Origin of the sequence: Sediminimonas qiaohouensis DSM 21189 (assembly GCF_000423645.1) — a bacterium.
GTDB lineage: Bacteria > Pseudomonadota > Alphaproteobacteria > Rhodobacterales > Rhodobacteraceae > Sediminimonas > Sediminimonas qiaohouensis.
Window position 1 is genome coordinate 134,780 of sequence record NZ_AUIJ01000006.1, and the last position, 16,693, is coordinate 151,472.

Genomic DNA, 16,693 nt, shown 5'->3' on the forward strand with positions numbered 1-16,693 from the left:
CGCTAGGTTCGCGCCCGGCCCCGGAGGTGGGCGCGGCTGTGCGGAGATGTCCCGCCCGGTGGCACCGCCGGGCATCGCCTGCTTGCCCCGTCACGCCATAGGCGTGCCTTCGACACGACGGCAGGTGCTGCCTTCTTTTCGCATCCCGACCGGAGCTGTGCCCATGCCCGGCATCAAGGCTAGCCGATTGACGAGCCGGGGATGCACGCGGGGGCACACCGCCCCACGCCCCCATGCCTCACTCAGGCCGGACGCGCGCGCCGGTTTTGTTGGCGAAGGCCTCCAGCCGCTCGTTCGAGGCCGCTTGCGTGTTCACGATCCCCGCCAGCACGGATTCGGCATAGGACGCATCCAGCGCCGACATGTTCTGCATGTGGCTGATCCCCGAACAGATCGCGAAATTCGACAGCGGCGGGTTGGCGGCGGCGGTGCGTGCCAGCTCCATCGCCTTGGCCTCGCTATCCTCGACCAAGTATTGGCACAGGCCCACCTGTACCGCCTCGTCGCGCTGGTAGATGCGGCCGGTCAGCATCATGTCGATCATCCGCGCCTTGCCTACCAGATCCGCCACGCGGATGGTGGCGCCACCGCCGGTGAACAGGCCCCGCTGCCCCTCGGGCAGCGCGAAATAGGTACCCTGATCGGCCACCCGCACATGCGCCGACGAGGCCAGTTCCAGACCCCCGCCCACGACCGCGCCCTTGAGCGCGGCAATGATCGGAACGCCGCCGTATTCCATCTTGTTGAACGCCTCGTGCCAACGCAGGCATAGATGCATGAAATCCTCGGGCCGGCGCTGTTCGCTGTGGTGCTCGACCAGGTCCAGCCCGGCGCAAAAATGCGTACCATCGGCGCGCAACACCACCGCGCGTGCCCCCGCCCGCGGCAGCCGCGAGAACACCTCAATCAGCTCCTCAACCGTCTCGGCATTGAGCGTGTTGCGCTTGGCCGCGCGCGCCAGGGTCACGACGGCGATACCGTCCTCGTCCATTTCAAGCCGCAGGTTTTCCAGCGCCAAGTCTTTGAGAAGGTCCATGGGTGCTCTCGTCTCGTTGGTGTTTCAGGGGGGGCGCGGGCCGCTTAGCCCAGCTTGGCCAGACGGGCCGCGCGCAGCCGCGCGAAATCGTCACCGGCGTGGTAGCTGGAGCGCGTCAGCGGCGTTGCCGACACCATCAGGAACCCCTTGCCATAGGCCGATTTCTCGTATCCGGCGAATTCCTCGGGCGTGACGAAACGCTCCACCGCGTGGTGCTTGGGCGTGGGCTGCAGGTATTGCCCGATGGTCAGGAAATCGACATCGGCGGCGCGCATGTCGTCCATCACCTGCCGCACCTGCGGCGCCTCTTCGCCAAGGCCGACCATGATGCCGGACTTGGTGAACATGGTGGGGTCCAGCTCCTTCACCCGCTGCAGAAGGCGCAGGGAATGGAAGTAGCGCGCGCCGGGGCGCACCTCGGGGTAAAGGCCCGGCACCGTCTCAAGGTTGTGGTTGAACACGTCCGGCTTCGCCGTCACCACCACGTCCAGAACCTCGGGCGCGCATTTCAGGAAATCGGGCGTCAGGATCTCGATCGTGGTGCCGGGGCTGCGGTGGCGGATCGCACGGATCGTCTGCGCGAAATGCTCGGCGCCGCCATCCTCCAGGTCGTCGCGGTCCACGCTGGTGATCACCACGTGGTTAAGGCCCAGCTTCTGCACCGCATCGGCCACGCGCCCTGGCTCGAACACATCGAGCGCATCAGGCCGCCCCGTAGCGATATTGCAAAACGTGCAGCCGCGCGTGCAGATATCGCCCATGATCATCATCGTGGCGTGCCCCGCGCTCCAGCATTCGCCGGCATTGGGGCATCCCGCCTCTTCACACACCGTGGTCAGGTTGTTCTCGCGCATGATGCGGTGCGTTTCGGCATATCCCTTGCCGCCCGGCGCCTTGACCCTGATCCAGTCGGGTTTCTTGGGCTGGGCGTTGTCGGGGCGATGCGCCTTCTCGGGGTGTCGCTGTTCCGGGATTTTCAGATCTCGCGGTGCCATGAACGCTCCTCCGTGGGCTATAGCCCGTACATAACCGGATTGCGCGCGGGTTCCAACATCGCTTGCACAGAAAATCATTGCGACCTTGCGGCACAGTCGCCGCGCGGCGCCCTTGCATCGCGCGCGCACGGATGGTCAAACCGCCGCAGCCGCGCTATAGCGGGGCCAGCCAACCACAGGACACAGCCATGGCCCAGACCGACACCGACACCGCGCCCGAAGCGCCGCAGATCTACCTGATCACCCCGCCCCAGATCGACCTTAACACTTTCCCCGATCTGCTGGCGCGGATGCTGGACACGCACGAGGTCGCCTGCCTGCGCTTGGCCCTATCGAGCACCGACGAGGCCCACATCGCGCGCGCCGGCGACGCCCTGCGCGAGGTGGCGCATGCCCGCGACGTGGCGATCGTGATCGACACGCACCTTCTGATGGTCGAGCGACTGGGCCTCGACGGTGTGCACCTGCCCGACGGCGCCCGCTCGGTCCGCAAAAGCCGCAAGGAGCTGGGCAACGAGGCCATCGTCGGCGCGTTTTGCGGCGCTTCGCGGCATGACGGCCTGAACGCGGGCGAGGCGGGCGCCGATTACATCGCCTTCGGCCCCATCGGGCAAACGCCCCTCGGCGACGGCACCTGCGCCGAGGCCGATCTGTTCGACTGGTGGTCGCAGGTGGTCGAGCTGCCAGTGGTGGCTGAGGGCGCCCTAGACGCCGAGCTGATCCGCGCCCTCGCCCCGATCACCGACTTCTTCGCCCTCGGCGCCGAGGTCTGGCAAAACGACGACCCGGTCGCGGAATTGGGCCACCTGATCGCCGCCATGGAGTAGGCCCGACGGGCGGCGAAGAGATGCATTGCGGGACGGAGAGATCGTTCAGAATAGCGCCCTGCGCGAAATAGCGCCCGCAGGGCGCCGCGCATCGCCCCCCCGGAACGGCGATTTGGCTGGCCTGGGCGCATAGCTCATATGTCTTTCGGATTTGGCTGGCATAAGGCACCACCCCACCAACGGAAGGTCGCCACACAGCGGCCCGCCGATGCGCGGCTTGTCAGCCGTTCGCCCAAGGGCCGCTCAAGGCCATACACTGCCAACACTCGCATGTAATATTGAACCTGTCACACCGGCTCCCCGCCCGGCTAGCTGGACGGCCTCCCATACCCAGATTTCATTTGCTGCGCTTTCCACTTCGAAATCAGGCGGCTCCGGCGTTCGGGGTACACCTCCTCCAACCTGTCCAGAGATTGCACCCTATCGGTTCTGAAGTGACGAAAGTCCTGCCGCGTCTCGCACCACGCAACAATGATGCGCACTTCGTCCATGTAGGCAATGAAGAGCGGCCAGACGACCCGAGCGCTCCTGCGCCCCTCCCCGTCCTTGTAGACAATGGCAAGCTTTACTCCATCCCGGATTGCGCTGCGCAGGTTTTCGCCCTCGAACGTCTCGTGGATTCGGGGCTTGAAAGACACCGGCCGCAGGCCAGCATCAAGGATGATCGGGCGTAGCTCCGGCGGGATCGCCGATGATATCTTGGCAACCAGGTCCCGCGCCCCGCGCGCAAGCGACGGGTCGCCCTGCGCCGCGACCCACGCAGCCCCGAGCGCCGCCGCCTCCAGTTCGTCCGCCGTCAGCATCAGCGGCGGCATGTCGTACCCCGCGTCCAGTATATAACCCGTCCCGGCCTCGCCCCTCACCGGAACGCGCTGCGCCGCAAGCTCGGCCATGTCGCGGTATAGCGTGCGCAGCGATATCTCCAGCTCATCCGCCAGCGCACGACCCGTTACCGGCGCCCGGCGCGACCTCAATATCTGTATGATCTGGAACAGGCGTTCGGTGCGCCGCATCTTTTCATCCTCCGCCGCCACACTGCTGCCATAACGCTGTCAGCAGGGCAAATCTATCAGGGGCCAAGCACGTGGAATCAGGAGAGAGCGATGAAAAGAACCGGTGGATGCGCCTGCGGTGCAATTCGTTTTGAGATCACCCAAGACCTTTTGGGCATTGGCAGTTGCCACTGTTCCGACTGTCAAAAGGCGTCAGGCGGCGGGCCGAACTACGTCGCGCTTGCCGCGCAGGACGCGCTGACCCTGTTGTCGGGAAGCCCCAAGCTGTACCATCGCACCGGCGGCAGCGGCGCCACCGTCGCGCGCGCCTTTTGCGGCGATTGCGGCTGCCCCTTGTGGAGCCTCCCCGCACATGAGCCCTTCATCCCGGTCAAGATCGGAGCGCTTGACGCGTATGAAGACCTGGCACCCCAAATGCAGATATATGTCGCCTCGGCCCCGCCATGGCACACGATAAGAGACGACATCCCGGCGTTCGAGCAGATGCCGCCCAAAAGCTAGGCACGCCAAATGTCGAGCCATGAACGGCCCTTGCTCTACCGACCCAAGAGCCGCGCAGCAAAGGCCGCTTGCCCCCTTACCAACCATTCACGCGCGCGCCGGGCGTATGCTAGGATACTCTGCATGAGCAACGACGGGAAACCGAAACTACTGTCCGGCGGCAACCCGCAGATCCCCAAAGGCTACGGCGACGGACCCGTGCAGAGTGTCAAGTGCGGCGACCGGTTGGATTTCTTCCTGGTGGAACACACCGATGAAAACACCCTGTTCCTGACCGAACGCGATAAGCATCTCGACGTCATGACCTGCGCGCCAACCAACGGCGCCAAGGTGAGTGTGACGTCATCCTATTTCGCGCAGGGCGCTATATCAAATGTCCACAACAGGCCAAACGCTTCCAACCCTGGCATGCGATATTGCTCTTGTCCCTCCGACACGCCCCGTCAATTTACCACTTAAGATCCACAGCTTAACTCTAAAGTTTCACTGTGGGGGGAGCCCACCGACCCCACTCACGCGGCAAGCCCGCCCTACCCCTCGGATCGCCCCTGCCGGTCCACCGGCATCCCGGCCCGCACCGCCGCCTCGGCATGACCCGCCAGCGCCTTGCGGCCCTCGAAATCGGCCACCCGAACCGGCGGGTGATAGATCAGCTCGACACTGCCCTGCCGGCGCGCCGCCAGCACCTTCAGCAGGTGACGCCCGAAATCCATGTCGCCCCACCAGCCATAGAACCGCGGATCGCCTCCCTCCGGCGCCCGGTAGATCACCGTCACGGGCTGCACATGCAGGCGCTCGCGCAGGTCCTCGGCAAAGAATGCCTGAAACAGCGTCGGCTTGAACGAGAGCACCCGCATCCCGTCGGTCGAGGTGCCCTCGGGAAAGAACAGTAGCTTGTGCCCGGCCAGCAGCCGCGCCTCGAAAACGGCGGTCTGATCGCGCGCGGCGCGCGGGTCGCGGTCGATGAACACCGTCCCCGTCGCCCGCGCCAGCCAGCCGATCAAAGGCCAGCGCGACACCTCGGATTTCGAGACGAAATAGATCCGCTTGCGCGCGTTCAGCGCGAAAATATCAAGCCACGAGGCGTGATTGGCCACCACCGCGCCGCGATGCTCCATCCGCGCGCCCTGCGTGTGATATCCGATCCCCAGGATCACGAAGGCCAGCCGGCACACCGATTGCGTGATATGCGGCGTCAGCGGCCGGTGCAGCCCGTAGAGCGGCCGCTCGATCAGCCGCAACAGCAGCAGCACCGCCAGCCCGCCGAACACCACCCCTCCTAGGGCGCCCCCGCGCGCCAGCACCCTGAGCCACCCCGCCGGCCGGATCGGCGGCGTGGGCGGCTCCGGCGGCATGTCCCAGGCGGGCATCACACGCCGCCTCCGCCGCGCAGATACATATCGCGCCGAGCGCCGTTCATGCGGGCCGCATCCAGCACCAGGCAAATATCGGTCGTATTGAAGGCGTGGTCCACATAGGCCCCCTGCCCGACGCAGCCGCCAAGCCGCAGATAGGCCTTGATCAGTGACGGCACCTGCATCATCGCCGCCTTGCGATCAAGCTGATCCTCGGGAATCAGGGCCATATCGGCCGCCCCGGGCGGACGCGCCCGCACCCTCAGATCCGGCGGCGCGAGGTGCCTGTGGTGCAAGAGCGACAGCGGCTGTGCCAGCGCCTGCACATCGATCCCGTGAAAACTGGCCACGCCGAACATGATCTCGATGCCCCGCTCGGTCACTTGATCGGCCAGCGCCGACCACATCAGGTGCATGCCCGCCCCGCCGCGATAGTCGCGGTGCAGGCAGGAACGCCCCAGCTCCAGCAGGCGCCGGCCACTATCCCGCAGGGGCGACAGATCGTACTCATCCTCGGAATAGAACTGCCCCGCCGCCCGCGCGCCCGCCTCATCCAGCAGGCGATAGACTCCGACCACCTGCGCGCCCTCGGGGCGGGCCGCGTCCATCAGGATCAGGTGCTCGAAATAGTTATCGAAACGGTCCCGCTCCAGCCGCGCCTCGTGATCCACCATCGGGCCGGTGCCGCCCAGCTCGGCGACGAACACCTCGTAGCGCAGGCGCTGCGCGGCGCGCAGCTCCGCCTCGGATGTCGCCAGCCTGACGTGAAATTGCGGCGCCTCGCGGCTCATGACAGCAGGTCCGTCCCATTGCTTTGCGGCGCTTGTACGCAAGCAGCGCCGCGCTGGCAACATGCCGCACCCGCATGCGGCTTGCCCATCTGCGGGCATGTGGTAAACATTTCTTAAGACTGCTCAGTCATCAAATACCGGCAGTAGTGCGACGCGGGATCCTTCTATGACAACCTTGCCGGCATCGGGAAAATTAACAGTGATCCGCCCACCGATGTTGGATTGCACTTGCCCCACGCCCCAGTCGGGGCAATCGGGGTGGCGCACGCGCATCCCCGGTTCAAGCATTGCGTTCAAGTCATTCATCCACTTTTTTCCATCTGCCGGAGCACAACTTGCCAAAGGATAATGTCGATTTTGCCGCGATGATAGGGTCGCGAATCTGCCATGACCTGATCAGCCCCATCGGCGCGATCATGAACGGACTGGAAATGATGCATCTGAGCGAGGTGCCGCCCTCGCCCGAGATTGACCTGATTGACGAGTGCGCGACGCACGCCTCGGCGCGCATCCGCTTTTTCCGCCTGGCCTACGGGGAGACGAACACCGATTATTCCATATCCGGCACCGAGATCCGCGACATACTGGACGCCATGACCCTCAATGGCCGGGTCAGCTATGATTGGCAAGTGAATGGGGATGTCAAACGTCACGAGGCGCGCATCGCGTTCCTGGGGTTGCAATGCCTTGAAGCGGTGTTGCCGCGCGGCGGGCGGATCACCGTCAAGCGCCCGCATACCGGCATCTGGCAACTGGTGGCCGAAGGACACAACATGAACATGTCCGCCGATCTGGCGGGTATGCTGCGCGCTGGTCCGAAGGCCGACGCGCTATGCGCGGCAAATGTGCACTTCGCGATGCTCTCCGGGGTGTTGCGCGGCGCGGGGCGCAAGCCGGAACTCGAGGGCACGGCGGATACCGGCACGGTGACCCTGCGGTTTTGACGCCCTCGAGTCACACACAGCAGATGGCTCAACCGTCGCGCGTGGCGCCATCGCTGGTGACGAGGTATTTGAAACTGGTCAGTTGCGCCGCGCCCACAGGGCCGCGCGCGTGCATCTTGCCTGTGGCGATGCCGATTTCCGCGCCCATGCCGAACTCGCCGCCATCGGCGAACTGGGTCGAGCTGTTGCGCATCAGGATCGCGCTGTCGAGACGCTCGAAGAAATGCGCGGCGGCGGCATCGTCCTCGGTCACAATACAATCTGTGTGGCCCGAGCCATAGCGGCGGACATGCGCGATCGCGCCGTCGATGTCATCGACCACGCGCGCCGCGATGATCATGTCGAGATACTCGCGCCCCCAGTCATCCTTGTCTGCCGCGACGGTGCCGGCGACGGATTGCAGGGCGGTATCGGCGCGCACCTCGACGCCCGCGTCGATCAGGGCGCGGATCACCCCCTGCCCTATGGTGTCGGCCACGTCTGTATGGATTAGCAGGCATTCCGCCGCGCCGCAGATGCCCGGCCGCCGGGTCTTTGCGTTCAACACGACGCGCAGCGCCTTTTCGGGGTCTGCGGCCTTGTCGACATAGATATGCACGATCCCCTCGAGATGGGCAAAGACGGGCACGCGCGCCTCGGCCTGAACCAGGCTGACAAGGCCCTTGCCGCCGCGGGGCACGATCACGTCGATGGTATTGATCATGGTCAACATCTCGCTGACGGCGGCGCGGTCGCGGGTGGGCACGAGTTGCACCGCGTCCTCTGGAAGGCCGGCGGCGCGCAGCCCCTCGAGCAGGCAAGCGTGGATCTCCTGCGAGGAATGAAAGCTTTCCGAGCCGCCGCGCAGGATCACCGCGTTGCCCGACTTCAGGCATAGCGCGCCGGCATCGGCGGTGACGTTAGGACGGCTCTCATAGATCACGCCGACCACGCCCAAGGGGGTGCGCACCCGCTGAATATGCAGGCCGGTGGGGCGATCCCATTCGGCGATCACCTCGCCCACGGGATCATCCTGCGCGGCCACGGCGCGCAGGCCCTTGGCGATATCCGCAAGCCGCCCTTCGTCAAGCGTCAGCCGGTCCAGCATCGCCGTGCTCAGCCCCTTTTCGCGCGCATATTCAAGATCGCGGGCGTTGGCCTCCATGATCTCATTCTTGCGGGAAATGACGCAATCGGCGGCGGTGGTCAGCGCGGCGCGCTTTTCTTCGGGCTTGGCATGGGCAAGGCGAGCCGCCGCACGTTTGGCGCGGGCGCCGATATCGGCCATCAATGCGGGGATGTCTTCGTAGTTTGTCATGGTCCATCCTTGTCAAACCGGCGCGGGGCGCGGTTTACATCGCGTGTTCCAGTATCTCTTGCAGGGTTTCGGCGGTCAATTCCACCGGATTTGCGCGCATCGACGATGATCCGGCCGCCGCGGCGGCGATCGCGGGCAAATCGGCGCGGGCAACATCCATCGCGCCAAGGCGGGGCAACCCCTGCGCCGATGACCAGCGCGCCAGCGCCGCAAACGCATCGTCCGCGTCGCAGCCCAAGGCGGCGGCGATCCAGCCGCGCACCTCTTGCAGGCGCGCATCGAGAACCGACCCGGGCACCGCCGCGCCCGCGTTGGCCGATAGCACCCCCGGCAGCAACGCGCCGCAAACCGCGCCGTGGGGCGCGTGGCTCATCCCGCCGACGGGGCCGGCCAGCCCATGCACCGCACCAAGGCCGGCGTTCGACAGGGCCAGCCCGCCGCACAGGCTGATCCAGGCCATGTCGTCGCGGGCCTGCGCGTCCGTGCCATCCGCCATGACACTGCACAGCGCCCGCAGGCCGCGCGGGATTGCGTCACGGCACAGCGCATCGGTCATCAGGTTAGCGCGGCGGCTCAGGTACGGCTCAATCACCTGCGTCACCGCGTCCAAACCACTGGCTAGGGTCTGCGCGGCGGGCAGGGCATCGGTCAGTTCCGGATCGACCAGCGCCAGATCCGGCAGCATCCGAGGATCGCGCAGCGACACCTTGCGCCGCGCGTGCGGCACGTCGATCACGGCGTTGCGGGTCACCTCTGCACCGGTTCCCGCGGTGGTAGGCAGCGCCGCGAACGGCAGCGGCGCATGATCCAGCGGCAGGCCCTGCCCGACCACTTCGAGGTGGTCCACGATCGGCCGATCCGCCGGGATCAGCGCGGCAACCGCCTTGCCGGTGTCCAGCGCCGCGCCGCCGCCCAGTGCGACGACCACGCCCGCGCCCGCGTCGCGGCCAAGTGTCACGCCCGCCTCGATCAGCGCCAAGTCAGGCTCGCGCGGGCAGGCCAGCGCGGTCACGGTGCAGCCCGAGTCGCGCAAGGCGCTGTTCAACCAATCCGCGCGCGCGGCCCGGGCGCCATGCACCAGCAGCACCCGCCGCCCTAACGCCGCCACGCGCGCCGCCGCATCGGCGGCGCCCCCCCGGCCAAAGCGGATCTCGCCGGCGGTCAGGAAGCTGAAGGCGTCGTGGGGCATGGGGCGGCTTTCGTCATTAGGCGTCGTGCGGGCGGTCAAAGGGCCATGTCATCGCGGTGGATCAGGGCGGCGCGGCCCGGATAGCCAAGCAGCCCCTCGATCTGATCGCTACGGTGGCCACGGATCACGCGCGCCTCCTCCGAGGTATAGCGCGACAGGCCCTGGCCCAGCTTGTGGCCAGCCTCGTCCTCGATCGCGACCGGATCGCCGCGGCCAAAAGGCCCCGTAACCGCCGTCACGCCGGCGGGCAAAAGGCTCTTGCCGCTCTTGAGGGCGCGGGCGGCGCCAGTGTCCACCGTCAGCGCGCCGCGCGGCTTCATCGCCGCGATCCAGCGCTTGCGCGCGACGTGCGGGTCGTCCTGCGCGGTGAACCACGTGGCGCGCGCACCATCGTAAAGGCCCCGCAGCGGATGCAAAACCGACCCTTCGGTGATGGCCATGTTGCACCCAGCCGCCGTTGCCATGCGGCCCGCCATCAGCTTGGTGCGCATGCCGCCCTTGGACAGGCCCGAACCGGCATCGCCGGCCTGTTGCTCCATCTCGGGGGTGATATGCGCGACCACCGGATAGTGCTGCGCGCCCGGGTCGGTCTGCGGGTTGGCGGAATAAAAGCCGTCCACGTCCGACAGCAGGATCAGTTGATCGGCCCCCACCGTCACCGCCACTTGCGCGGCCAGCCTGTCGTTGTCGCCATAGCGGATCTCGTCGGTGGCGATGGTGTCGTTTTCGTTCACGATGGGCACCACGCCCAGCCCCAGAAGCTGCGCCATGGTCGCGCGCGAGTTGAGGTAGCGGCGGCGATCGGTGCTGTCCTCCAGCGTCACCAGAACCTGCCCTGTGGTGATGCCATGCGGCGCCAGTGCTTCCTCGTAGGCGCGGGCAAGGCGGATCTGACCGACCGCGGCGGCGGCCTGGCTTTGCTCCAGCGACAGATCGGTGCCGGGCAGGCCCAACACCCCGCGGCCAAGCGCGATGGACCCCGACGAAACCAGCGCCACGTCCTTGCCCAACGACTTGAGCCAAGCCACGTCATCGGCCAGCGCGGTCAGCCAATCACGCCGCAAATCGCCGCTGCCCCGGTCCACCAGCAGGGCAGAGCCGATCTTGATCACGATGCGTCGGGCGTCGGTCAGGGTTGCCACGGCTCGGGCTCTTCCTGCGCCTTGGTCGTTCTCAAACGGTCCTCGGCGATCTGCGCCCGCACCGCGCGCAGCACATCGGCAAGCCCCTCGCCAGTGACGGCCGACAGCATGAACACCGGCCCGCCCGCCGCCTGCTCCAGCTCGGCCTTCGCCTCGGCTCGCATCTCGTCATCCAGCGCATCGACCTTGTTCAGGGCGGTCACGCGGGGCTTTTCCGCAAGGTGCCCGCCATAGGCCTCAAGCTCGTCGATGATGGTGCGGTAATCGCCCGCCACGTCCTCGGACGTGGCATCGACCAGATGCAGCAGGACCGAGCACCGCTCGACATGGCCAAGAAACCGGTCGCCAATGCCGCGCCCCTCGTGCGCGCCGGCGATCAGGCCGGGAATATCGGCCATCACGAACTCCGCCCCATCGACGCCGACAACGCCCAGGTTGGGATGCAGCGTAGTAAACGGGTAATCGGCGATCTTTGGCCGCGCATTGGACGAGGCCGCAAGGAAGGTGGACTTGCCTGCATTGGGCAGCCCCAGCAGCCCCGCATCGGCGATCAGCTTGAGCCGGAGCCACAAAGTGCGCTCGACCCCCTCCTGCCCCGGATTGGCGCGGCGCGGGGCCTGGTTGGTGGAGGTCTTGAAATGCAGGTTGCCCCAGCCGCCATTGCCGCCCTTTGCCAGCAGGACCCGAGTGCCGACCTCGGTCAGGTCGGCGAGCACGGTTTCCTCGTCCTCGTCAAGGATTTCGGTGCCGACGGGCACGCGCAGCACGATATCCTCGCCGTCGCGGCCGGTGCGCTGCTGCCCGCGGCCGGGCTGACCGTTCTGGGCAAAGAAATGCTGCTGATAGCGAAAGTCGATCAGCGTGTTGAGCCCATCGACCACCTCGGCCCAAACCGATCCGCCGCCGCCGCCATCGCCGCCGTCCGGGCCGCCAAACTCGATATATTTCTCGCGGCGAAAACTGACACAGCCCGCACCGCCTGCGCCGGACCGGATATGAACCTTTGCAAGGTCTAGAAATTTCATGCCCGACTCCTTTTGGCGGCTCTTACAGCAAAGGCCGGGCTTTGCTCAATCCAGTTTCCGGCTATAGGTCCACGTGGGCACCTTCGCAGCGCGCGCCACGCAATAGGTTTCGGCATCGCCCAGATACTCGAACCCGCAATTCGTCAGCACCCGCGCCGAGGCGGGATTGTCCTGGAACACCTCGGCGAACAGGGTCTCGCACTTCTGCGGGTTCGCCTCAAGCAGCGCCCGCACCGCCGCCGAGGCCACGCCGGTGTTCCAATAGGCCGGCGCCACCCAATAGCTGATCTCGGACTGGTTGCGATCCATCCGCGCCAGCGTGATCAGGCCCATGACCTCGGATGCACCCGCCTTGCTGCCATCCATGACCCAGACATCCTCGCTCCTGTCGGGCTGCTGCGCGCGCCTGATATACGCCTCGATCGCGCCGGGCGGCAAGGGGTGCGGGATGGTGCTGGTGTTGGACGCCACGCGCGCATCGCCGCAATACATCTCGACAAGCCCCAGATCCGAGCCACGCACCGGGCGCAAATCGAACGCCTCTGCCGCGATAACGGGCTGATCGGTAATCTTTTCCAGCTTCATGCGCTTTTTCCTCCAAAAATGCATGAACAGTTCCGCGGGAAACCCCTAGACGCACACGGACAAGGCCAGCGTGCGCCACAGCTCACAGGTCACCATCCCTGCCCCGAATTGCAAGATGCGGGGGCCGAAATGCTCTGCTTTGTCATCCCGCGTGAGCACCGGTTTCGCGGCGCTGCACGTGTCCATCCCTCGATCCGTCGTCAAATGAAAAAGGGGACCGGCCTTGATGCCGATCCCCTGAATGTCTCAAACCTTCGAGGTCGGCTTATTCAGCGGCCTCCGCCACCGGAAGAACCGATACGAAGGTGCGGCCCTTGAGGCCCTTGTGGAAGGTCACCTTGCCCTCTTCGGTCGCGAAGATGGTGTGATCCTTGCCCATACCAACGCCCTGCCCGGGCCACCACTTGGTGCCGCGCTGACGGCAGATGATGTTGCCGGGAATGGCCGTCTGGCCACCATAGAGCTTCACGCCAAGGCGACGACCTGCAGAGTCGCGCCCGTTACGGGATGAACCGCCTGCTTTCTTGTGTGCCATATCCGTATTCTCCTATCTCGCCGAACTATTTAGCCAGCTCTTTGGCCTGTTCAACCCATTCGGGTTTGACCTTCACCGCCTCGAACGCATCCACGTCCACCGCCGCCAGCTCCGCATAGGAGGTAATGCCGGCCTCGTTCAGTTTTTTCGCGGCAGCCGGTCCGATGCCAGTAATGGCCGTCAGATCGTCGGCAGCAGGCGCTTTCGCCTTGGCCTTGGGCGCTGCTTTCTTTTCGGCTTTCGCGGCCGGCTTTTCGGCCTTGGCGGCAGGTTTCGCGGCTGCGACGGCATCCGATACGCCGGCGGCGCCGATGGCGGCCTTGACGCCGGTCTTGCCGGCCCCGTTGGGCAGGATGTCGGTCACGCGCAGCAGCGTCAGCTTCTGACGGTGGCCGACCGTGCGCTTGGAGCTGTGCTTGCGGCGGCGCTTGACGAACTTGATGACCTTGTCGGCCTTCACCTGGTCGACCACTTCGGCCTGCACGGCGGCATCCGCAACCAGCGGCGCGCCCAGAACGGTCTTGTCACCGCCCAGCATCAGAACATCGTTGAATTGAACTTTTTCACCCGCGTCAGCCGCCAGTTTCTCAACCCGGAGCACATCCCCGGCCTGAACCCTGTACTGCTTGCCACCGGTCTTGATGACCGCAAACATATGCAAATCCTTCATCCTTACCGCGTTCTGTGGTCCCCTTGCGGGCGTTTGGGCCAATGCCCACCTCGAACAGCGCGCCCTTTCCCGGGCGACATTACATTACGCACGCAAAGGGATCACCCCTTGCGAGATGCGCGCTTATCCTAGGAAGCGGCGTCCGAGTCAAGTGGCCGCCGGGCCTTTTTGCGCCGCTCGCCCCGCTACAAGTCCTGCGCCGCCATTTCCGCCGCCAGGGCCCGGCCCAGGGCATGGCTCACCTCCCGGTACATCGCGCCGAACGCGGCGAACAGGGTGCCGTTCAACGCCCGCCCCTCGGGCGTGGCGGCCAGCGCGGCATAGTCTCGGATCTGCGCCACGCTCAGCGGGTCCTGGGCCAGCAGGACATAGCTATAGACCCATTCTCTGGTGCGTCTGCGGACATCACCCGCGTCGGCGCGGACACTGCGGATCGCCTGCTCGCGCGACATGCTAAGCGCGCCGCCCTCGATCAGCCCGAACATGAAGCTCATGTTGGCATTGAGCGCGCCCGTCACGTTCCGCTCAATCAGGTCATTGGCCCGCACGTAGGCGCGGGTCGCCTCAAGGCGGACGTCCTGCGACGCCTCGCCGACAAGCGCACGATAACGGGCGCGCGCGGCCTCCTCGGTCTCAGGGTCGAGCATGGCCACCCGCGCCGCAAATTCCAGCTCGATGATCTCGCGACCTTCGGCAGAGGTGAAAAACGCCACCAGCGGCGCGGTATCGACGCCGCTCAGCCCCGCCGCAAAGCGCGCCCGCACCATCCGCGCCAATCGGCCCGGCTCGTGGATGTCCTCGACCCGGTCGCGCAAATACGCCGATCCGCCATCGGGCAGCATCTCTTCGGCAAGCTCACGACTATGGCTCAACCCCTCTCGGCGCATGACGCCGATCATTCGCTCCATCCGCAGGGCATCCCAAAGCGCGCCCGTCGCGTCATCCAGCGCCTTCTCGGCCCTCAGCGCCCCCGCGGTGGCAACGCACCACAGCCCGGCCACCAGCAGCGCCCCGCGCATCAGCCTCGGAAAAGCCACCATATCGCGCACTGAACGCCCCCTCGCATGCCTGCCGCAGCCGCTGATGCGGCCCATTGCGCCAAAGACTAGGACATTTCATGCCTTCAACCAACCAAAACCCCCTTGCCACCCGCGCCCATAGCCATTACATCGCGGCCTCACGGAGAGGTGCCGGAGCGGTCGAACGGGGCGGTCTCGAAAACCGTTGACCCTTTACGGGGTCCCAGGGTTCGAATCCCTGTCTCTCCGCCAGATCACACTGCGTTGATTTCAGATAAGGCATTGTAATTAAAGACGAATTTTAAGTCACGACGCCTGCATCCATTCTGATTGCGCCGTCCTTGCTATACAAAACGCTATACAGATTGCTATACTCTCCTCTGCAAGCGAGAGGAGACTCTGGATATGGCCATCAAGAAGCGCGGCAAGACATTGTCGCTGTATAGGCGTGTCCCAAAACGGTATGCGTCGATTGAGCCGCGCAAGTTCATATGGCTGGCTCTTCATACCGACAGCCCATCAACTGCCGAACGCAAGGCCGGGCCGGCCTGGGATGCACTCATAGCGGCATGGGAAGCCAAGCTTGCTGGCGATACCTCGGATGCCGAACAACGCTTCGCTGCGGCGCGTGAGTTGGCGGCAGCGCGAGGTTTCCGATATCTGCGTGCAGATCAAGTAGCCAAGCTTCCCAGGGATGAACTGCTAGATCGGATCGCGGCTGTCGGCGGCACCGACACCGAACCAGACGTTCGTGATGCCGAGGCGCTGTTGGGGGCCTCACCAGAGCCGCAGATAACCGTCAGTCGTGCGCTTGAATTGTATTGGGGACTTACAGCCGATCAACTGCGCGGCAAGAACAACGATCAAGTGCGCCGCTGGAAGAACCCGAGAATCAAGGCGATCAACAATTTCGTCGCTGTGGTCGGCGACAAGGCGCTCGCCGATATCACCGGTGACGACATGCTGGACTTTCGCGGATGGTGGTTGGAAAAGATCGAAGCTCAAGGCCTCTCGCCGAACTCGGCAAACAAAGACCTTATCCACCTGGGCAATGTGCTGAAGACCGTAAACAAGATGAAGCGGCTGAATCTCGTCCTGCCCCTCTCGGATCTCTCGTTCAAAGAGGGCGACGCGAAACAGCGGCCACCTTTCTCAGATGCCTGGATACGCGACAAGTTGCTCGCGCCCGGTGCACTGGACGGGCTGAACGATGAAGCGCGGGCTATCTTGCTTGCGATGATCAATACGGGGGCGCGACCATCTGAGCTTGCATCACTCACAGCTGAGCAGATCATTCTTGGTAGCAACGTGCCACACATAAAGATTGAGCCAAACGGCCGTCAACTAAAGAGCAAGAACGCGCGGCGTGTTATCCCGCTGGTCGGCGTGTCCCTTGAGGCGATGCGCAACCATCCAGAAGGCTTTCCCAGGTATCGCGCCTCTTCAGCAGGCCTTAGCGCCACCATCAACAAATATCTCCGAGCGCACGGCCTGCTGGAGACGCCGGAGCATACCCTTTATGGATTGCGACATTCGTTTGAAGACCGGCAGCTTGCGGCGAGTGTTGACGAAAGGGTGCGGCGTGATCTTATGGGGCACTCTCTAGATCGAGTGCGCTATGGAAAGGGGGGCGCGCTGGAACACTTGCAATCGATACTTCAACTTACCTGCTTATGAAGGTCAGCAACGACACGGGCGCGGCTGATCGCATCGCGCTGATCACTCAATAGCGCAATCTCCTTTTCGATGCGCTCAAAGATCGGCAAATA

The 16,693-nt window shown here is 65.1% G+C and carries 19 protein-coding genes and 1 tRNA gene; 6 read left to right on the top strand and 14 right to left on the bottom strand.

The window, feature by feature from the left end; translation table 11 throughout:
* Positions 1–238 precede the first annotated feature (238 nt).
* The gene (locus G568_RS0107530) at positions 239–1,036 is read right to left on the bottom strand and encodes a crotonase/enoyl-CoA hydratase family protein (protein ID WP_026757455.1); all 798 of its coding nucleotides are present in this window, start codon (positions 1,034–1,036) and stop codon (positions 239–241) included.
* 44 nt (positions 1,037–1,080) lie between these two features.
* On the bottom strand, positions 1,081–2,031 hold the full coding sequence (gene lipA, locus G568_RS0107535; RefSeq protein WP_037373829.1) for a lipoyl synthase: 951 nt from the start codon (positions 2,029–2,031) through the stop codon (positions 1,081–1,083).
* Positions 2,032–2,219: 188 nt separating this feature from the next.
* On the opposite strand from lipA, the gene G568_RS0107540 reads away from it, so the two are divergent.
* Positions 2,220–2,858 carry a thiamine phosphate synthase gene (locus G568_RS0107540; protein WP_026757457.1) on the top strand — a complete coding sequence of 213 codons (639 nt, stop codon included), beginning with the start codon at positions 2,220–2,222 and terminating at the stop codon, positions 2,856–2,858.
* Positions 2,859–3,166: 308 nt separating this feature from the next.
* Here G568_RS0107540 and G568_RS0107545 read toward each other — a convergent pair whose 3' ends face one another.
* A complete protein-coding gene (locus G568_RS0107545; protein WP_026757458.1) occupies positions 3,167–3,871 on the bottom strand; it encodes a helix-turn-helix transcriptional regulator in 705 nt (234 codons plus the stop codon).
* A gap of 90 nt (positions 3,872–3,961) precedes the next feature.
* Between G568_RS0107545 and G568_RS0107550 the strand changes: the two genes are divergently transcribed.
* Positions 3,962–4,372: a GFA family protein gene (locus G568_RS0107550; RefSeq protein WP_026757459.1), complete on the top strand. Its 411-nt coding sequence runs from the start codon at positions 3,962–3,964 to the stop codon at positions 4,370–4,372.
* A gap of 123 nt (positions 4,373–4,495) precedes the next feature.
* Positions 4,496–4,831, top strand: coding sequence for a DUF2867 domain-containing protein (locus G568_RS18475; protein WP_037373831.1), 336 nt, complete (start codon positions 4,496–4,498; stop codon positions 4,829–4,831).
* A 71-nt stretch (positions 4,832–4,902) separates the two neighbouring features.
* Here the strand turns inward: G568_RS18475 and olsA are convergent, their stop codons facing one another.
* The 3 genes from olsA to G568_RS0107570 all read right to left on the bottom strand — a co-directional run bounded on the left by olsA (position 4,903) and on the right by G568_RS0107570 (position 6,824).
* Positions 4,903–5,742: a lyso-ornithine lipid O-acyltransferase gene (olsA, locus tag G568_RS0107560; protein ID WP_051202838.1), complete on the bottom strand. Its 840-nt coding sequence runs from the start codon at positions 5,740–5,742 to the stop codon at positions 4,903–4,905.
* Positions 5,742–6,518: an L-ornithine N(alpha)-acyltransferase gene (olsB, locus tag G568_RS0107565; RefSeq protein ID WP_026757461.1), complete on the bottom strand. Its 777-nt coding sequence runs from the start codon at positions 6,516–6,518 to the stop codon at positions 5,742–5,744. Before olsB ends, olsA begins: the two co-directional genes overlap by 1 nt.
* A gap of 123 nt (positions 6,519–6,641) precedes the next feature.
* Positions 6,642–6,824: a DUF3553 domain-containing protein gene (locus G568_RS0107570; RefSeq protein WP_026757462.1), complete on the bottom strand. Its 183-nt coding sequence runs from the start codon at positions 6,822–6,824 to the stop codon at positions 6,642–6,644.
* Positions 6,825–6,883: 59 nt separating this feature from the next.
* On the opposite strand from G568_RS0107570, the gene G568_RS0107575 reads away from it, so the two are divergent.
* Positions 6,884–7,462 carry a histidine phosphotransferase family protein gene (locus tag G568_RS0107575; protein WP_037373848.1) on the top strand — a complete coding sequence of 193 codons (579 nt, stop codon included), beginning with the start codon at positions 6,884–6,886 and terminating at the stop codon, positions 7,460–7,462.
* A 28-nt stretch (positions 7,463–7,490) separates the two neighbouring features.
* Here G568_RS0107575 and G568_RS0107580 read toward each other — a convergent pair whose 3' ends face one another.
* From G568_RS0107580 to G568_RS0107620, 8 genes are all read right to left on the bottom strand, one after another.
* Positions 7,491–8,759 (bottom strand): glutamate-5-semialdehyde dehydrogenase, encoded by a 1,269-nt coding sequence (locus G568_RS0107580; protein ID WP_026757464.1) that lies wholly within the window; start codon positions 8,757–8,759, stop codon positions 7,491–7,493.
* 34 nt (positions 8,760–8,793) lie between these two features.
* A complete protein-coding gene (locus tag G568_RS0107585) occupies positions 8,794–9,948 on the bottom strand; it encodes an iron-containing alcohol dehydrogenase (protein ID WP_037373833.1) in 1,155 nt (384 codons plus the stop codon).
* 35 nt (positions 9,949–9,983) lie between these two features.
* On the bottom strand, positions 9,984–11,090 hold the full coding sequence (gene proB, locus G568_RS0107590) for a glutamate 5-kinase (protein WP_026757466.1): 1,107 nt from the start codon (positions 11,088–11,090) through the stop codon (positions 9,984–9,986).
* Positions 11,078–12,115 carry a GTPase ObgE gene (obgE, locus tag G568_RS0107595; RefSeq protein WP_026757467.1) on the bottom strand — a complete coding sequence of 346 codons (1,038 nt, stop codon included), beginning with the start codon at positions 12,113–12,115 and terminating at the stop codon, positions 11,078–11,080. Before obgE ends, proB begins: the two co-directional genes overlap by 13 nt.
* Positions 12,116–12,160: 45 nt before the next feature.
* Positions 12,161–12,700: a GNAT family N-acetyltransferase gene (locus G568_RS0107600; protein WP_026757468.1), complete on the bottom strand. Its 540-nt coding sequence runs from the start codon at positions 12,698–12,700 to the stop codon at positions 12,161–12,163.
* 265 nt (positions 12,701–12,965) lie between these two features.
* A complete protein-coding gene (gene rpmA, locus G568_RS0107610) occupies positions 12,966–13,235 on the bottom strand; it encodes a 50S ribosomal protein L27 (RefSeq protein ID WP_026757469.1) in 270 nt (89 codons plus the stop codon).
* A gap of 25 nt (positions 13,236–13,260) precedes the next feature.
* Entirely contained in the window at positions 13,261–13,890 is a 630-nt protein-coding gene (locus G568_RS0107615) for a 50S ribosomal protein L21 (protein WP_026757470.1), read from the bottom strand.
* A gap of 200 nt (positions 13,891–14,090) precedes the next feature.
* Positions 14,091–14,954 carry a hypothetical protein gene (locus G568_RS0107620; RefSeq protein WP_157084324.1) on the bottom strand — a complete coding sequence of 288 codons (864 nt, stop codon included), beginning with the start codon at positions 14,952–14,954 and terminating at the stop codon, positions 14,091–14,093.
* Between the two features lie 132 nt (positions 14,955–15,086).
* On the opposite strand from G568_RS0107620, the gene G568_RS0107625 reads away from it, so the two are divergent.
* A tRNA-Ser gene (locus G568_RS0107625) sits at positions 15,087–15,176 on the top strand.
* Between the two features lie 153 nt (positions 15,177–15,329).
* The gene (locus G568_RS0107630) at positions 15,330–16,601 is read left to right on the top strand and encodes a DUF6538 domain-containing protein (RefSeq protein WP_026757472.1); all 1,272 of its coding nucleotides are present in this window, start codon (positions 15,330–15,332) and stop codon (positions 16,599–16,601) included.
* The last annotated feature ends 92 nt before the right edge of the window (positions 16,602–16,693 follow it).

What these genes read in the sequence shown, in the direction of transcription:
- G568_RS0107530 (WP_026757455.1), bottom strand. Translation starts at nt 1,036, where the DNA reads ATGGACCTTCTCAAAGACTTGGCGCTGGAAAACCTGCGGCTTGAAATG.
- lipA (WP_037373829.1), bottom strand. Translation starts at nt 2,031, where the DNA reads ATGGCACCGCGAGATCTGAAAATCCCGGAACAGCGACACCCCGAGAAG.
- G568_RS0107540 (WP_026757457.1), top strand. Translation starts at nt 2,220, where the DNA reads ATGGCCCAGACCGACACCGACACCGCGCCCGAAGCGCCGCAGATCTAC.
- G568_RS0107545 (WP_026757458.1), bottom strand. Translation starts at nt 3,871, where the DNA reads ATGCGGCGCACCGAACGCCTGTTCCAGATCATACAGATATTGAGGTCG.
- G568_RS0107550 (WP_026757459.1), top strand. Translation starts at nt 3,962, where the DNA reads ATGAAAAGAACCGGTGGATGCGCCTGCGGTGCAATTCGTTTTGAGATC.
- G568_RS18475 (WP_037373831.1), top strand. Translation starts at nt 4,496, where the DNA reads ATGAGCAACGACGGGAAACCGAAACTACTGTCCGGCGGCAACCCGCAG.
- olsA (WP_051202838.1), bottom strand. Translation starts at nt 5,742, where the DNA reads ATGCCCGCCTGGGACATGCCGCCGGAGCCGCCCACGCCGCCGATCCGG.
- olsB (WP_026757461.1), bottom strand. Translation starts at nt 6,518, where the DNA reads ATGAGCCGCGAGGCGCCGCAATTTCACGTCAGGCTGGCGACATCCGAG.
- G568_RS0107570 (WP_026757462.1), bottom strand. Translation starts at nt 6,824, where the DNA reads ATGAATGACTTGAACGCAATGCTTGAACCGGGGATGCGCGTGCGCCAC.
- G568_RS0107575 (WP_037373848.1), top strand. Translation starts at nt 6,884, where the DNA reads ATGATAGGGTCGCGAATCTGCCATGACCTGATCAGCCCCATCGGCGCG.
- G568_RS0107580 (WP_026757464.1), bottom strand. Translation starts at nt 8,759, where the DNA reads ATGACAAACTACGAAGACATCCCCGCATTGATGGCCGATATCGGCGCC.
- G568_RS0107585 (WP_037373833.1), bottom strand. Translation starts at nt 9,948, where the DNA reads ATGCCCCACGACGCCTTCAGCTTCCTGACCGCCGGCGAGATCCGCTTT.
- obgE (WP_026757467.1), bottom strand. Translation starts at nt 12,115, where the DNA reads ATGAAATTTCTAGACCTTGCAAAGGTTCATATCCGGTCCGGCGCAGGC.
- G568_RS0107600 (WP_026757468.1), bottom strand. Translation starts at nt 12,700, where the DNA reads ATGAAGCTGGAAAAGATTACCGATCAGCCCGTTATCGCGGCAGAGGCG.
- rpmA (WP_026757469.1), bottom strand. Translation starts at nt 13,235, where the DNA reads ATGGCACACAAGAAAGCAGGCGGTTCATCCCGTAACGGGCGCGACTCT.
- G568_RS0107615 (WP_026757470.1), bottom strand. Translation starts at nt 13,890, where the DNA reads ATGTTTGCGGTCATCAAGACCGGTGGCAAGCAGTACAGGGTTCAGGCC.
- G568_RS0107630 (WP_026757472.1), top strand. Translation starts at nt 15,330, where the DNA reads ATGGCCATCAAGAAGCGCGGCAAGACATTGTCGCTGTATAGGCGTGTC.